Source organism: Corynebacterium yudongzhengii (genome assembly GCF_003065405.1).
Lineage (GTDB): Bacteria > Actinomycetota > Actinomycetes > Mycobacteriales > Mycobacteriaceae > Corynebacterium > Corynebacterium yudongzhengii.
This window is the reverse complement of record NZ_CP026947.1, coordinates 2,013,422-2,024,910: the sequence shown is the minus strand read 5'-3', so window position 1 is coordinate 2,024,910 and position 11,489 is coordinate 2,013,422. Positions and strand designations below refer to the sequence as shown.

The 11,489-nt window shown below is 64.4% G+C and carries 13 protein-coding genes and 1 tRNA gene; 7 read left to right on the top strand and 7 right to left on the bottom strand.

What is annotated here, in order from left to right; all coding sequences use genetic code 11:
• The first annotated feature begins 22 nt into the window (after positions 1–22).
• The gene (gene acpS / locus C3B44_RS09440) at positions 23–433 is read left to right on the top strand and encodes a holo-ACP synthase AcpS (RefSeq protein ID WP_108432155.1); all 411 of its coding nucleotides are present in this window, start codon (positions 23–25) and stop codon (positions 431–433) included.
• Here the strand turns inward: acpS and C3B44_RS09435 are convergent.
• Positions 430–1,092: a TetR/AcrR family transcriptional regulator gene (locus C3B44_RS09435; RefSeq protein WP_108432154.1), complete on the bottom strand. Its 663-nt coding sequence runs from the start codon at positions 1,090–1,092 to the stop codon at positions 430–432. The two genes, acpS and C3B44_RS09435, sit on opposite strands and share 4 nt — an antisense overlap.
• Positions 1,093–1,095: 3 nt before the next feature.
• The gene (gene bcp, locus C3B44_RS09430) at positions 1,096–1,572 is read right to left on the bottom strand and encodes a thioredoxin-dependent thiol peroxidase (protein WP_108432153.1); all 477 of its coding nucleotides are present in this window, start codon (positions 1,570–1,572) and stop codon (positions 1,096–1,098) included.
• Positions 1,573–1,676: 104 nt separating this feature from the next.
• Here bcp and C3B44_RS09425 point away from each other — a divergent pair, with 104 nt between their 5' ends.
• Entirely contained in the window at positions 1,677–1,961 is a 285-nt protein-coding gene (locus C3B44_RS09425) for a DUF3618 domain-containing protein (protein ID WP_108432152.1), read from the top strand.
• Positions 1,962–1,970: 9 nt separating this feature from the next.
• On the opposite strand, the gene C3B44_RS09420 is transcribed toward C3B44_RS09425, so the two are convergent.
• The 3 genes from C3B44_RS09420 to C3B44_RS09410 all read right to left on the bottom strand — a co-directional run bounded on the left by C3B44_RS09420 (position 1,971) and on the right by C3B44_RS09410 (position 4,310).
• Positions 1,971–3,179, bottom strand: coding sequence for an MFS transporter (locus C3B44_RS09420; RefSeq protein WP_146183448.1), 1,209 nt, complete (start codon positions 3,177–3,179; stop codon positions 1,971–1,973).
• A 12-nt stretch (positions 3,180–3,191) separates the two neighbouring features.
• Positions 3,192–3,749: an isochorismatase family protein gene (locus C3B44_RS09415; protein ID WP_108432150.1), complete on the bottom strand. Its 558-nt coding sequence runs from the start codon at positions 3,747–3,749 to the stop codon at positions 3,192–3,194.
• A gap of 66 nt (positions 3,750–3,815) precedes the next feature.
• Complete coding sequence (locus C3B44_RS09410; RefSeq protein ID WP_108432149.1) at positions 3,816–4,310, bottom strand: gluconokinase; 495 nt, start codon at positions 4,308–4,310, stop codon at positions 3,816–3,818.
• Between the two features lie 140 nt (positions 4,311–4,450).
• Between C3B44_RS09410 and glsA the strand changes: the two genes are divergently transcribed.
• Together glsA and C3B44_RS09400 are read left to right on the top strand one after the other, a co-directional pair.
• Entirely contained in the window at positions 4,451–5,644 is a 1,194-nt protein-coding gene (glsA, locus tag C3B44_RS09405; RefSeq protein ID WP_108432148.1) for a glutaminase A, read from the top strand.
• A gap of 125 nt (positions 5,645–5,769) precedes the next feature.
• Positions 5,770–7,026 (top strand): glutaminase, encoded by a 1,257-nt coding sequence (locus C3B44_RS09400; RefSeq protein WP_108432147.1) that lies wholly within the window; start codon positions 5,770–5,772, stop codon positions 7,024–7,026.
• Positions 7,027–7,387: 361 nt separating this feature from the next.
• Here the strand turns inward: C3B44_RS09400 and C3B44_RS09395 are convergent, their stop codons facing one another.
• Both C3B44_RS09395 and C3B44_RS09390 read right to left on the bottom strand, forming a co-directional pair.
• Positions 7,388–7,828 carry a DUF1648 domain-containing protein gene (locus C3B44_RS09395; RefSeq protein WP_159077386.1) on the bottom strand — a complete coding sequence of 147 codons (441 nt, stop codon included), beginning with the start codon at positions 7,826–7,828 and terminating at the stop codon, positions 7,388–7,390.
• 163 nt (positions 7,829–7,991) lie between these two features.
• Positions 7,992–8,064, bottom strand: a tRNA-Lys gene (locus C3B44_RS09390).
• Positions 8,065–8,303: 239 nt separating this feature from the next.
• Between C3B44_RS09390 and C3B44_RS09385 the strand changes: the two genes are divergently transcribed.
• Genes C3B44_RS09385 through C3B44_RS09375 form a run of 3 tightly spaced genes read left to right on the top strand, consistent with a single transcriptional unit; the run spans position 8,304 to position 11,082 of the window.
• Positions 8,304–9,512 (top strand): L,D-transpeptidase, encoded by a 1,209-nt coding sequence (locus C3B44_RS09385; RefSeq protein ID WP_412841940.1) that lies wholly within the window; start codon positions 8,304–8,306, stop codon positions 9,510–9,512.
• Positions 9,512–10,504 (top strand): MsnO8 family LLM class oxidoreductase, encoded by a 993-nt coding sequence (locus C3B44_RS09380; RefSeq protein WP_235840368.1) that lies wholly within the window; start codon positions 9,512–9,514, stop codon positions 10,502–10,504. The genes C3B44_RS09385 and C3B44_RS09380 overlap by 1 nt, the downstream gene beginning before the upstream one ends.
• Positions 10,501–11,082 (top strand): hypothetical protein, encoded by a 582-nt coding sequence (locus tag C3B44_RS09375; RefSeq protein WP_108432144.1) that lies wholly within the window; start codon positions 10,501–10,503, stop codon positions 11,080–11,082. Before C3B44_RS09380 ends, C3B44_RS09375 begins: the two co-directional genes overlap by 4 nt.
• The last annotated feature ends 407 nt before the right edge of the window (positions 11,083–11,489 follow it).

Genomic DNA, 11,489 nt, shown 5'->3' with positions numbered 1-11,489 from the left:
GCGGGTGGCAGAATCGGTGCCCATGGAGGATCAACGGCCGATGCCCTTCGTGGGCACCGATCTCGTGCAGATCAGCGCGTTCGCCGAACAGCTGGAGCGCCCGGGATCGACGTTCGAGAACGTCTTCAGCGCCCGGGAGCTGCGCACCGCGCGCACCAAGCCCTCACGTGCCGAGCACCTCGCCGGCCGCTGGGCCGTCAAGGAGGCGTTCATTAAAGCGTGGTCGCAGTCGATGTACGGATCCCCGCCGCCGATCGCCCGCGACGCCGTCGATTTCGCAGAGATCGAAACCGTGCCGGATCGGTGGAACCGCATCGCGGTGGTGGTACGCGGGGAGGTGGCCCGCGCCGTCGGCACGCACAGGGTGCAGGCGAGCATCTCGCACGACGGCGACTATGCCCTCGCCGTGGTGAACTTCTGGCCGGGGCCCTAGGCTTGAGCGACGGCGAAGAGATAGGCGATGAGCATGCGCTTGATCTCGCCGACCACGCCATCGAAGTAGGCATCGGCGTCCTCGCCCTCGTCGAGGTCGCGCACCGCGAAGTTCAGCACCGATGAGCCGGTGTGCAACAAAAACGCCGCTAATCGACGCCGCACCTCCACCGGCGCCTGCGGGTTGAGGGGCGCGAGGACGTCGATAAGCCGGTCGATCATCTCGCGCTCAGTGTGCCGCGCCGTCTGCCGGGTGGCCGGGGTCGACTGCACCGCGTGCCACACTGCCCGCCGGGACGGGTCCTCGCGCCACAGACGGGCGAGGTGATCGATGAACTCGCTGAGCACCTCCGGCCACTGCAGCGCCGGGACCTGCTGCGAGAAACGCTCCAGCTCCGCGACCGAGGCGGCGGTGTCCTGCCGGTCGAGTTCACAGATGAGCACGTACTTGTTCGCGAAAAACTGATACAAGGTGCCGATGGGCACCCCGGCGCGCCGGGCCACCTCATCGAAGGTGAAAGACTCGAAGCCCACCTCGACGAGCACCTCGCGGCCCGCCTTGAGGATCCGCTCGTAGCGTTCCCGCGAACGCGCCTGGGCAGGCCGGCGCCGGGGGACGAGCAGCCCGTCCTCCGTGGTCTCAGGATCGCTTGCAGACATAGGCTAGGCCTGGTCGATGTCCCGCAGGATGCGCTCGACGTGGCCCTTGGCCTTCACGTTGTACTTCGCCCACTCGACGGTGCCGTCCTCGCCGACCAGCACAGTCGAACGGATCACGCCCTGGACGATTTTGCCGTAGTTGTTCTTCTCCCCGAAGGCACCCCACTCGGTCATGACGGACTTATCTTCGTCCGACAGCAGCGGGAAGTTGAGGCCGTGATCGTCGCGGAACTTCGCGAGCTTCTCGACGGGATCCGGCGAGATACCCACGATATCGATGCCGGCGCCGTTCAGGCGTGCCAGGGAATCTCGGAAGTCACAGGCCTCGGTGGTGCAGCCCGGGGTGTTGGCCTTCGGGTAGAAGTAGACCAGCACCTTCTTGCCCTGGTAATCAGACAGGCTGACCTCGTTGCCGGAGTCATCGGTCAAAGTGAACGCAGGGGCGGTATCGCCCGCGGAAAGACGTGAGGAGTCAGTCATGTTTCCACCATAGCGTGTACGTACGCTGTGCGCGGTGGGCAGCGACTACAGTAGCCTGTGATTGTTAAAGCGTTTTTCACACCGACTCGCATGAGGAGTTACCCGTGGCACGAGACATCGACGACATTCAGCGTGACATCGAGCGCACCCGCGGTCAGCTGGCCGCGACCCTGGATGAGCTCGCTGACCGCAGTAAGCCGAAGAACCTGGTAGATGACGCCAAGCGGGGGATCACCGAGAAGCTGCAGGATCCCACCGTGCAGAAGGTTCTCGCCGGCTTCGGTGTCGCTGTCGCAGGCCTGATCACCGTCGCCGTGCTGCGCAACCGCAAGAAGAAGAACGACATCAAGGAAATCCAGCGCCTGCTCGCACAGCGCACCGATATTTAACCGGGGGCGTTAGGGCTTTCTGAACCTGCCGTTAAGCGCCATGGCTACAAACGCCACACCGAGCACGAGCTGTGGCGCGGCGACGAAAGCCAGGATGGGGCGCAGCGACGTGACCTCGAAAGAATTGGACACCGCCGCATAAACGGCCCCTGCCATCATTTGGATGAAGAAGAACAGCCCAGTGGGCACCCCCGGTACCGGCAGGGGCAGGGAGAGCTGTCCGTTTTGGCTATAGGGGATCACTGCCCCTACTCCCATGAACTGTGTGCACAACAGCGCAATCACGACCCACGCGGGAAGCGGTGGGGCGAGCATCCCTACCGCGAAGACCACCAAGGCGACCGCCCCGAACACCACGATCGAGAGGTGCGCCAGCTTCGTCGGGCGAGCGGTGTGTTTAATTAAGAAACTCCCGAACCAATACCCGACTGCGGGCCAGAGCATGACCACCCCGTAGGTGATGCCGGCGATCCCATAGGTGGTTTCGAAGAAGCCAGGCGAGAGAGCCAGAAAGCCGAAATAACTCATCCACACCAGCGCGAGTGCCGCCGAGTACCACAGATACGACGGGTTCATCAGTGACGCTTTGATGGACGCGAGCGTTTGCCCCAGGGAAGGTAGCGCGGGGATCTCCGCCTTCGCTGAGCCCAGAAAGGCGAGGCATAACACGGAGAAGGCCAGCCCCAGAAGGGCCAGCACCACAAAAATGACTCGCCAGGGGAAGAAGAGGGAGGCCACGCCGCCTATCAGGGGAGCTACCGCCGGTGTGAGCGATATGACCATAGTGAGGTTCGCCAGCGGTGCAATCCTGAATTTCGGATCAATGCGTCGGCGAATGATGAGACGGCACAGAACAGTCGCGGAGGTTCCCCCGAGCGCTTGTAGAAATCGCCCCACGGACAACAACGCGATGGACGGGGAGAACGCGCAGACTACGGAGCCGGCGCTGAACATGACCAGCCCGAACGCTTGGAGCTTGACCGCGTCATATTTTTCGGCCAGAAAACCGCCCGCAAACATGCTGAGCGCATATCCGGCCATATAGATCGTCGTTGTCCATTGCAGACTTGCGACAGCGACACCCAAGTCTGAGGCCATCGTGGCGAAAGAGGGCGTGATGACGCTGAGCCCCAGTTGTGGGGCCATGACGGTCAGAAGGAGGGTGCCCATAGCGCCCGCGGAGAATTTCTTAGCGAAACTGTTGTTCCCCTCAGGCACGGCTATTTCCGCCTATAGCAGCTCTGCGCCCGCGGCCTCCATCTCCGCGAGCGCCTCGTCGCCGCGGGCGTTGTCGACGGCGGCGACCAGGCCCGTGAGTACGCGGACGTCGAAACCTTCTTTCAATCCGTCCAGGACGGTCGCGCGTACGCAGTGGTCGGTGGCGATGCCGCAAACATCCAGGTGGGTGATGTCTGCAGAGCGCAGCCAGTCGGCCAGGGACTGGTCCTTAAAGGAGCCCTCGAAGCCGGAGTAGGCCGCGCTGTATTCGCCTTTGGTGAACACGGCGTCGAACTGCTGAGCATCGATCTCGTCGTGGAACTGCGTGCCCTCGGTGCCGGCTACGCAGTGCGCGGGCCAGGAGTCGACGAAGTCCGGGTTCTTCGAGAAGTGCGCGCCTGGGTCGATGTGGTTGTCGGCGGTGGCCACGATGCGGGCGTAGCCGTTGTCTTGCAGCTGCTCGGAGTGCTGGAAGGCGCCGATGAGGGCGGCGATTTCGTCGCCACGCTCGGTGGCCAGGCTGCCGTGGCAGAAGTCGTTCTGGACGTCGACGATGACGAGTGCACGCATAAAGGTGATCCTCTCCGTATCTCGGGCACACAGGCGACGGTGTGAATCCGGTCTCAGTTTCTCTTTTCAGCCTAGCTGCCCGGCGGCGTCGAGTTGGCGGATCCAGGTGGTGACCTCGTCGGTAATAGCGGGAACGGTGCCGGTGATGTCGAAGAGGCGGCCGGCTTCGTCGTCGCCTAGCGGTTCGAGCGTGGCCAGCTGCGACTCCAGCAAGCTGGGCGGCATGAAGTGGCCGTCGCGGTCTTTCATGCGCGTGCGCAGCAGCTCGGGCGAGCCGTGGACATGCACGAAGACGGTCTGCGGGCAGTGGCGGCGGATGGCGTCGCGGTAGGAGCGCTTCAGCGCCGAGCAGCCGATGACTCCGCCGGCCGGATGATCTGCGAGCCACTGTCCGATGTGCTCGAGCCAGGGCCAGCGGTCGTCGTCGTCAAGCGCCCGCCCGGCACTCATCTTGTCGATGTTGGCCTGGGGATGTAGGTCGTCGCCGTCGTAGTACGGCAGGTCCAGGCGGGCGCCGAGGAGCGCGCCGATGGTGGATTTGCCCGAGCCGGAGACCCCCATGACGACGACGTGGGGCCCGCCCGCCGCGGCCGAGTCTGGAGGTGGTTCTGTGGTCCTGCTCATAACTCCATTTAATGGTCTGATGAATGAAAGATGCAAGTCGCGGCTGTAGTAAGCGGCAAAAGGTTACGCTTGTGCCCATGGACACAGCAATTCCGCAATACCTGCAGCGACTCATCGACGACGCGCGTGCGAGAGAGGAGCGCCAGGACACCGACGGACACCCCGACGATCGCATCGGCATCGCGCTGTGCACTTCGACGGGGCATCTCTACGCCGCTGGCGATACCGGCGCGGAGTTCACCATCCAGTCGGTGTCGAAGCCTTTCATTTTCGCGCTCGCGGTGCAGCGGCGGGGCGCGCGCAGGGTGCTAGAAGCGGTGGAGCTCGAGCCTTCCGGCGAGGCTTTCGACGAGATCTCGCTCGGCGACCACTACCGCCCGATGAACCCGATGATCAACGCCGGCGCACTCGCGGTCAACCAGCTCATCTTGGGCGAGGACGCGGAGGCCGACGACCGCGTCGAGATCGTCCGCGACCTGCTCTCGAAGCTGGCAGGCCGCGACTTAAAGGTCAACCTCGACGCCGCCCGCGAGGAGTTTCGCAGCGCCGATCGCAACCTGGCGCTGGCGCACATGCTGCGCAGCTATGGCATCATCAACGACTCCGCCGAAAGCGCGGTGTGGGGCTATACCCGCCAGTGTTGTGTCTCGGTGACCGCACGCGATCTCGCGATCATGGCCGCCACGCTGGCGAATCACGGCGTCAACCCGATTACCGGCGAGCGGGTTCTCGACGCCCGCGTCTGCCGCCTGACCATGGCCGTGCTCTCGACGACGGGCATGTACGACGCCACCGGCCGCTGGATGGCGCGGGTGGGCATCCCCGCGAAGTCGGGTGTCGACGGCGGCCTCATCGGCATGCTGCCCGGACAAGCAGGCGTCGCGACGTTCTCGCCGGGCCTCGATAAACACGGCAACCCCATCCGCGGCGTGCGCCTCTTCGAAGCGTTATCCGACGACATGGGCCTTCACCTCATGAACGGCCGCGGCCGCAGCGCCGAGGATCTTTCGCGCGCCATGTACGACGACAATGGCAACCAGCTGGTCCAGCTCTACGGCGCGATCGACTTCACCGGCGCCGAGGCCGCGCTGCACAGCCTGGAGCGCCGCGACGCCGACGGCGGCGAGATCGTCCTCGACCTCTCCGAAGCCACCGAGGCGCAGGAGATGTGCTGCCAGATGCTCACCACGGGTGTCGACGAGCTGCGCGACGCCGGCTACGATATCCGCATCAGCGACCCCGACGGTTTGCTCGTCAAAGACGGCGGTTAGCTGAGCGCAGGAGACCGATCGAGGCGGGGAGCGCCCGAAAAAGGTAGTGTTCGGGGTGTTGGCTTTGACCGTGTACCCGAGACTTAAAGGAGACCTGGTAGATGGCGCAGGCACAAGGAACGGATATGAAGGGACTCATCCCGGATTACCTCACCGACATTCTCGACGAGGTCCGAGACGTCACCGACGGCGAAGTACCCGATTACATCCCCGCCCTCGCCGAGGCCGACCCGGCCTGGCTGGGCGTGGTCATCCACACCACCACCGGGAACACCTACGCCGCCGGCGACGACCTGGCCGAGTTCACCATCCAGTCCGTCTCGAAGCCCTTCACCTACGCCCTCGCCATGCAGGAGCTCGGCATCGACGCGGTGCGCGAGGTCGTCGGCATGGAACCCTCGGGCGAGGCCTTCAACGAGATGAGCCTCGAAAAGGAAGCCAAGCGCCCGTTCAACCCGATGATCAACGCCGGCGCCATCGCGGTCAACCAGCTGATCAACGGCACCGACTCAGATGTCGACGACCGCGTCGAAGTCATCCGCCAGTTCTTTTCCAAGCTCGCCGGCCGCGAACTCGAGATCGACGCGTCCGCCGTCGACGGCGAGATGGAAGGCGCCGATCGCAACCTCTCCATCGCGCACATGCTGCGCAGCTACGACATCATCGTCGACGAAGCCCACGACGCCGTCATCTCCTATACCCGCCAGTGCTCGCTGCGCGTCACCCTCCACGACCTCGCGGTCATGGCGGCCACCCTCGCCAACGGTGGCATCCAGCCCGTCACCGGCGAACGCCTGCTCAGTGAGGCCGTCTGCCGCCAGACCATGGCCGTCATGGCGTCCTGCGGCATGTACGACGCTGCCGGTCGCTGGATGGCGCGCGTTGGCATCCCCGCCAAGTCGGGCGTCTCCGGGGCGGTCATCGGTATGCTGCCGGGACAGCTCGGCATCGCCGCGCTGTCGCCGCGTCTCGACGGCGCCGGCAACTCCGTCCGCGGAGTTAAAATCTTCGAGAACATGTCTACCGACATGGGCCTGCACCTGATGTCCACCGAGAACATCGCCGGCGCCCACGCCGTGCGCTCCATCAACCGGGTGGGCGAAGATACGATCGTCACCATCCAGGGCATGGTCAACTTCATCGGCGCCGAGGCGATCCTGGGCGTCCTCAACCAGCACAACTTCCGCGACGGCCGCATCGTTCTCGACGTTTCCCGCATGGTCGAATCCAACACGATGGGCCGCCGCATGCTGAAGGAAGGCCTGCGCCGCTTGCGCGAAGAAGGCCACGAAATCGGCGTCATCGACCCCGACGGCGGCCTCAAACAGCGCCTCATGGACGACGGCTCCCAGATCCCGCTCGTCAACGAAAACGAGGGGTAGAGGCTGCGGGGCTTGGGGGGCTTCCATGGCGCATGTTGCGCTAGCGGCGGTCGAAATGAGTAGCATCTAAAGGAGTGTTGATTTCGACCGCGCGGGACTCCTTTCGGACCGACTCCTTTCGACCAGGCGCGCGAAACCGACTCCAGGCCGCGCCCTATAGGATCGGTGCCACGATCACGTAGAGAAGCAGCAGCGCCGGCAGGCCGAACAGAAGCAGGGTGACGATGCGGCCTGGGGTGTGTCCGATGTTGGTGGTGAAGTTAGAGCCGAGCGATTCTTCGGTAGGTATGAAGACGCGTTTGTCGTCGGGGTCGTTGTGAAAGATTCCCCAGCGTTTGTCTCGTTCGGACTCGGGCCTGGGTTACTTTTCCTCGAGCTTTTTGCTTAAGCGGCTGATAGTCACGATCAACGCGAGGGTCAGTGCCCCGATGGTGAGCAGGGTGAGGGGGAGCAGATCGTCGATACGCGGGTGCAGGTTGAAGCCGACGCCTGCCGCGAGGGTGATCGCCAACCCGCCCGTGTACCACCCGATGTAGTGCATGGCGGCGCGCAGGCCTTCCCAGGCGCGGTAGATGGTGTTGGCGTCACGTATGGGGGAGCCCAACTCGGTGATGTGGCTCGACTGTGCGGAGATGAGTCCTTGGGCGCCTAGCATCACCAGCAACGTGATCACGGGCCCTAGCAGGATCGTAAAGAGGAACGACTGTAGGGATTTGTCGGTGAAACGGTCGGCTTCGCCGTCGGCGCCAAAATGCACCGGCATCTGTTCGGGACGGCGGGGTAGACGTTCTGTACGAGCCACCAGGTGAGCAGCCCAACTATGATGAAGGTCCCCAGTGGCCATGCCCAGGCGACGGGGATGCGCGGTAGGTCGGGGAAATCATCCCGGCGGGAGTTGCTCATATGTGCTTGAGAGTATAGAGAAACCCCCGCTCGGGGGTGGCCTGGAGCGGGGGTAGAAGGAGTGCGCCATCAGGGAATCGAACCCCGAACCCACTGATTAAGAGTCAGTTGCTCTGCCAATTGAGCTAATGGCGCTCACGCGATCTCTCGCTGTGCTGTGCACCTTTGCGGTGCACCGGGAAGTACTTTACTTACTGGTTGAGAAAAACGAAAATCGCCAGCGCACAGCGGGTAAATGTACGTTTTTTAAAAGTTTACGAGATCGTTGTCGAATATATGGCGCGTGAGCTTGCGCGGGTGGGGGAGGCGGGTCGTAGAGTCTTTAAGAAGTATGGACATTCCAGCGCGTGGCTGGGTCACCCAGGAGGATGATTATCAACGTGCTCGCTCTGCGGAGAAGTTCCGCCGTTTCGGGGGTGGTGAAGGTCGTGGCCGTGGCGTCGGCGCTGACCTTGCTGGCCGGCGGTCTGGTGGCGTGCACCATCGGTTCCGCGGAGACCGGGGATCCGGACAAGCAGGAGTCCAGTGAGGCGCAGCAGCCGACCCCGGAGGTGGATATCTCGGTTGCCGACGGCACCACGGACCACAACCCCACCGAGCCGGTGAAGGTGACGGCCTCACACACCACGCTCGAGGACGTGGAGATGGTCAACGAGGAGGGCAACGTCGTCGAGTCCGTGCTCAACGACGATGCCACCGAGTGGCAGACCGACGAGGTCTTGGGCTACAACCGCACCTACACCCTCACCGTCACGGACGCCGAAGGTGAGGAAGAGGAGATCACCTTCGAGACCATCTCGCCGGAGGCGACGACGTCGGTCGCCCTCGGGCCGCTGGCTGACTCAGTCGTGGGCGTGGGCCAGGCTATTACTTTCGTTTTCGGTACGGCGCCGAGTGATCGGGAAGCGGTCGAAGAGGCGATTACCGTCGAGACCTCGAACGACACCAACGGCGCCTTCTACTGGGTCAGTGATCGCGACCTGCGCTGGCGCCCGGAGGAGTTCTGGGAGCCGGGCACCGAGGTGAGTGTCGAAGCCGACATCTATGGCCTCGACATGGGGGATGGCCTCTACGGCGAGACCGACAACGCCACCAACTTCACCATCGGCGACAAGGTCCACGCGGTGGTCGACGACAACACCAAGACCATGAACGTCTACCGTAACGACGAGCTGCTGCGCTCCATCCCGGTGTCCATGGGCCGCGACGGCACCCGCTGGGCCACCCCGAACGGCACCTACGTCGTGGGCGATGAGCGCGAGTCCATGGTCATGGATTCGGCTACCTTCGGTCTCGCGAAGGAAGACGGCGGCTATGAGACCGAGGTCGATTACGCCACCCAGCTGTCCTATTCCGGCATCTACGTCCACGCCGCGCCGTGGTCGCAGTACGCGCAGGGCTCGAGCAACACCTCGCACGGCTGCATCAACGTCTCCACCGAGGACGCCCGCTGGTTCCAGGAGACGGTGAAGCGGGGCGACCCAGTCGTCGTCAAGAACACTACCGCCGACACCCTGCCCGCCTGGGACGGCCTGGGCCACTGGAACATGGACTGGGAGACCTGGGAGGCAGGCAACGCCTGATGGGGCTGCAGCTGTCAGTCCTCGACCGCGCGCATAAACAGACCGGCGACAGCGACCAGGCGGCCCTCAAGCGCACCATCGCGCACGCCCGCGAGGTCGAGGAACTAGGGTTTCGCCGGTTCTTCGTCGCCGAGCACCACGGCGTTCCCGGCATCCCCGGCTCGCAACCGGCGCTTCTGGCGCAGGCGGTGGCGCACGCGACGTCGTCGATACGCGTCGGCACCGCCGGGATCATGCTCACCAACCACCCGCCCCTCGTGGTCGCGGAGCAGATTGGGCTTCTGACCAGCCTGTATCCGGGGCGTGTCGACGTCGGCACCGGCAACTCCGTCGGCTTCACCCGCCCCGTGCGCGCCGCGCTGCGCCAGGGTGAGCCCGCCGAGGCCAAAGCCCGCTATGACGATGACCTTGCCGAACTGCGCGCGCACCTCCTCGGCGACGCCGCGGTGACCTCCCGCCCGCGTCCTACCGGCGAGCTGAGCATCTTCGTGCTCGCGGGTTTTCGTTCCATCGCACTCGCCGCGCGTCACGGCATGGGTGTGATCGTCGCCGGCCCCTCGCTTCTCGACGACACCGCCCACCCCCATCACCCAGGCCTCGCACACTACCGCTCCGAGTTCCGCGACCGCGGGCTGGGCAGCCAGCCTCGGGCCATGATCGCGTTAGACATCGCGGTGGCGGAGACCGAAGACGCCGCCCGAGACCTGCTTTTGCCGCAGCACGTCGCCGGCGTGCTTTCGCGGCGCACCGGCGAGTTCGGCGCGTTGCCGACGTTGGACGAGATCCGCCGGATGGACCTCAGCGAGCGAGAGAAACGACGCGTGAAAGATTCGCTCGCCACGGCGGTCTACGGCACCCCGCATCAGGTGGGCAAGCGCCTACGGGAGATCGCTGCGTACGCGGGTGTCGACGAGATCGTCGTCACCGGAGCTATGAGCGATACTGAAGGGCGTCGGCGATCCGAACAACTACTCGCGGAGGTCTGTTCATGAGCACAGCGACGACGCCTTCCCGGCCCACCGGATACACCCGGGCGATGTGGGCCTTCGGCCTGCGGGCCGCGACCGCGGCACTGCTCGCCGCGGGACTTTTGTCGGTGATGGGGACGCGGGAGCCGCTCGTCGGTACGATTGCCGCCGTCGTGATGATGGTCGCGGTCATCCTCAGCGGCATCGTTTTGACCTGGTTCGCCTCCGCCTGGAGGATGTATACGCTGCCCCGCGCGGGCTGGGTCACCGCCCAAGGCGCGGTGGTTCTCATCAGTGCTCTTTTAGCGCCGGTCGTGTTCTTTCCGGCGCCGCTCGCTACCGGCCACATGGTGGTGTGGTACCTCGCCGCGGCGATGATCATCAGCGGGGGCCTGGAGAGCGCCGGCCGCGTGGTCGAGCATTATTCGCTGGTCGCGGGGATCTCGCAGGTCGCAGTGGGAGTCGTCTTGCTGATCGCCTCCGCTGTGCTCTCTGGTGATCACATCATGGAGATGATCGGTCCCGTCGGCGTGGTCATGGTGGTCCATGCGGTGGTGCTCGGGGCGCTGGCCTGCCGAGTCCACGGGCAGCACTCGGATTAGGTAGCGGGTGTTGCTGTTGGCCGTAGGGGGGCGCTAGCGCTGGTCGAAAGGAGGGCTATAGAAAGGAGTGCTCGTTTCGACCTCGTAGGCCTCGTTTCTATAAGGCCCCTTTCGACCAGGCATGCGAAAGTGATAGCGCCGCATGGCTTATAGGGTGCCTGGCGTTCTAGAGGTCCGCTTTTGCGCTCGAGTGTCGCACAGGTGCCCGGGAACCAACCGCAACCGAGGCTAGTCGCCCCGTTCGCATAGAGCGCTAGCGCTGGTCGAATTCACCCTTATAGAAAGGGCGCTCGCGCGGTCGAGTTCAGTACTCCTTTAGGGCTGGCTGATTTCGACAAGCGTAAACGCGGCATGCGGGTGTGGTCGCGCGGGCTGAGGGCGCGCGCCAAAACAAACACCCCCACCCG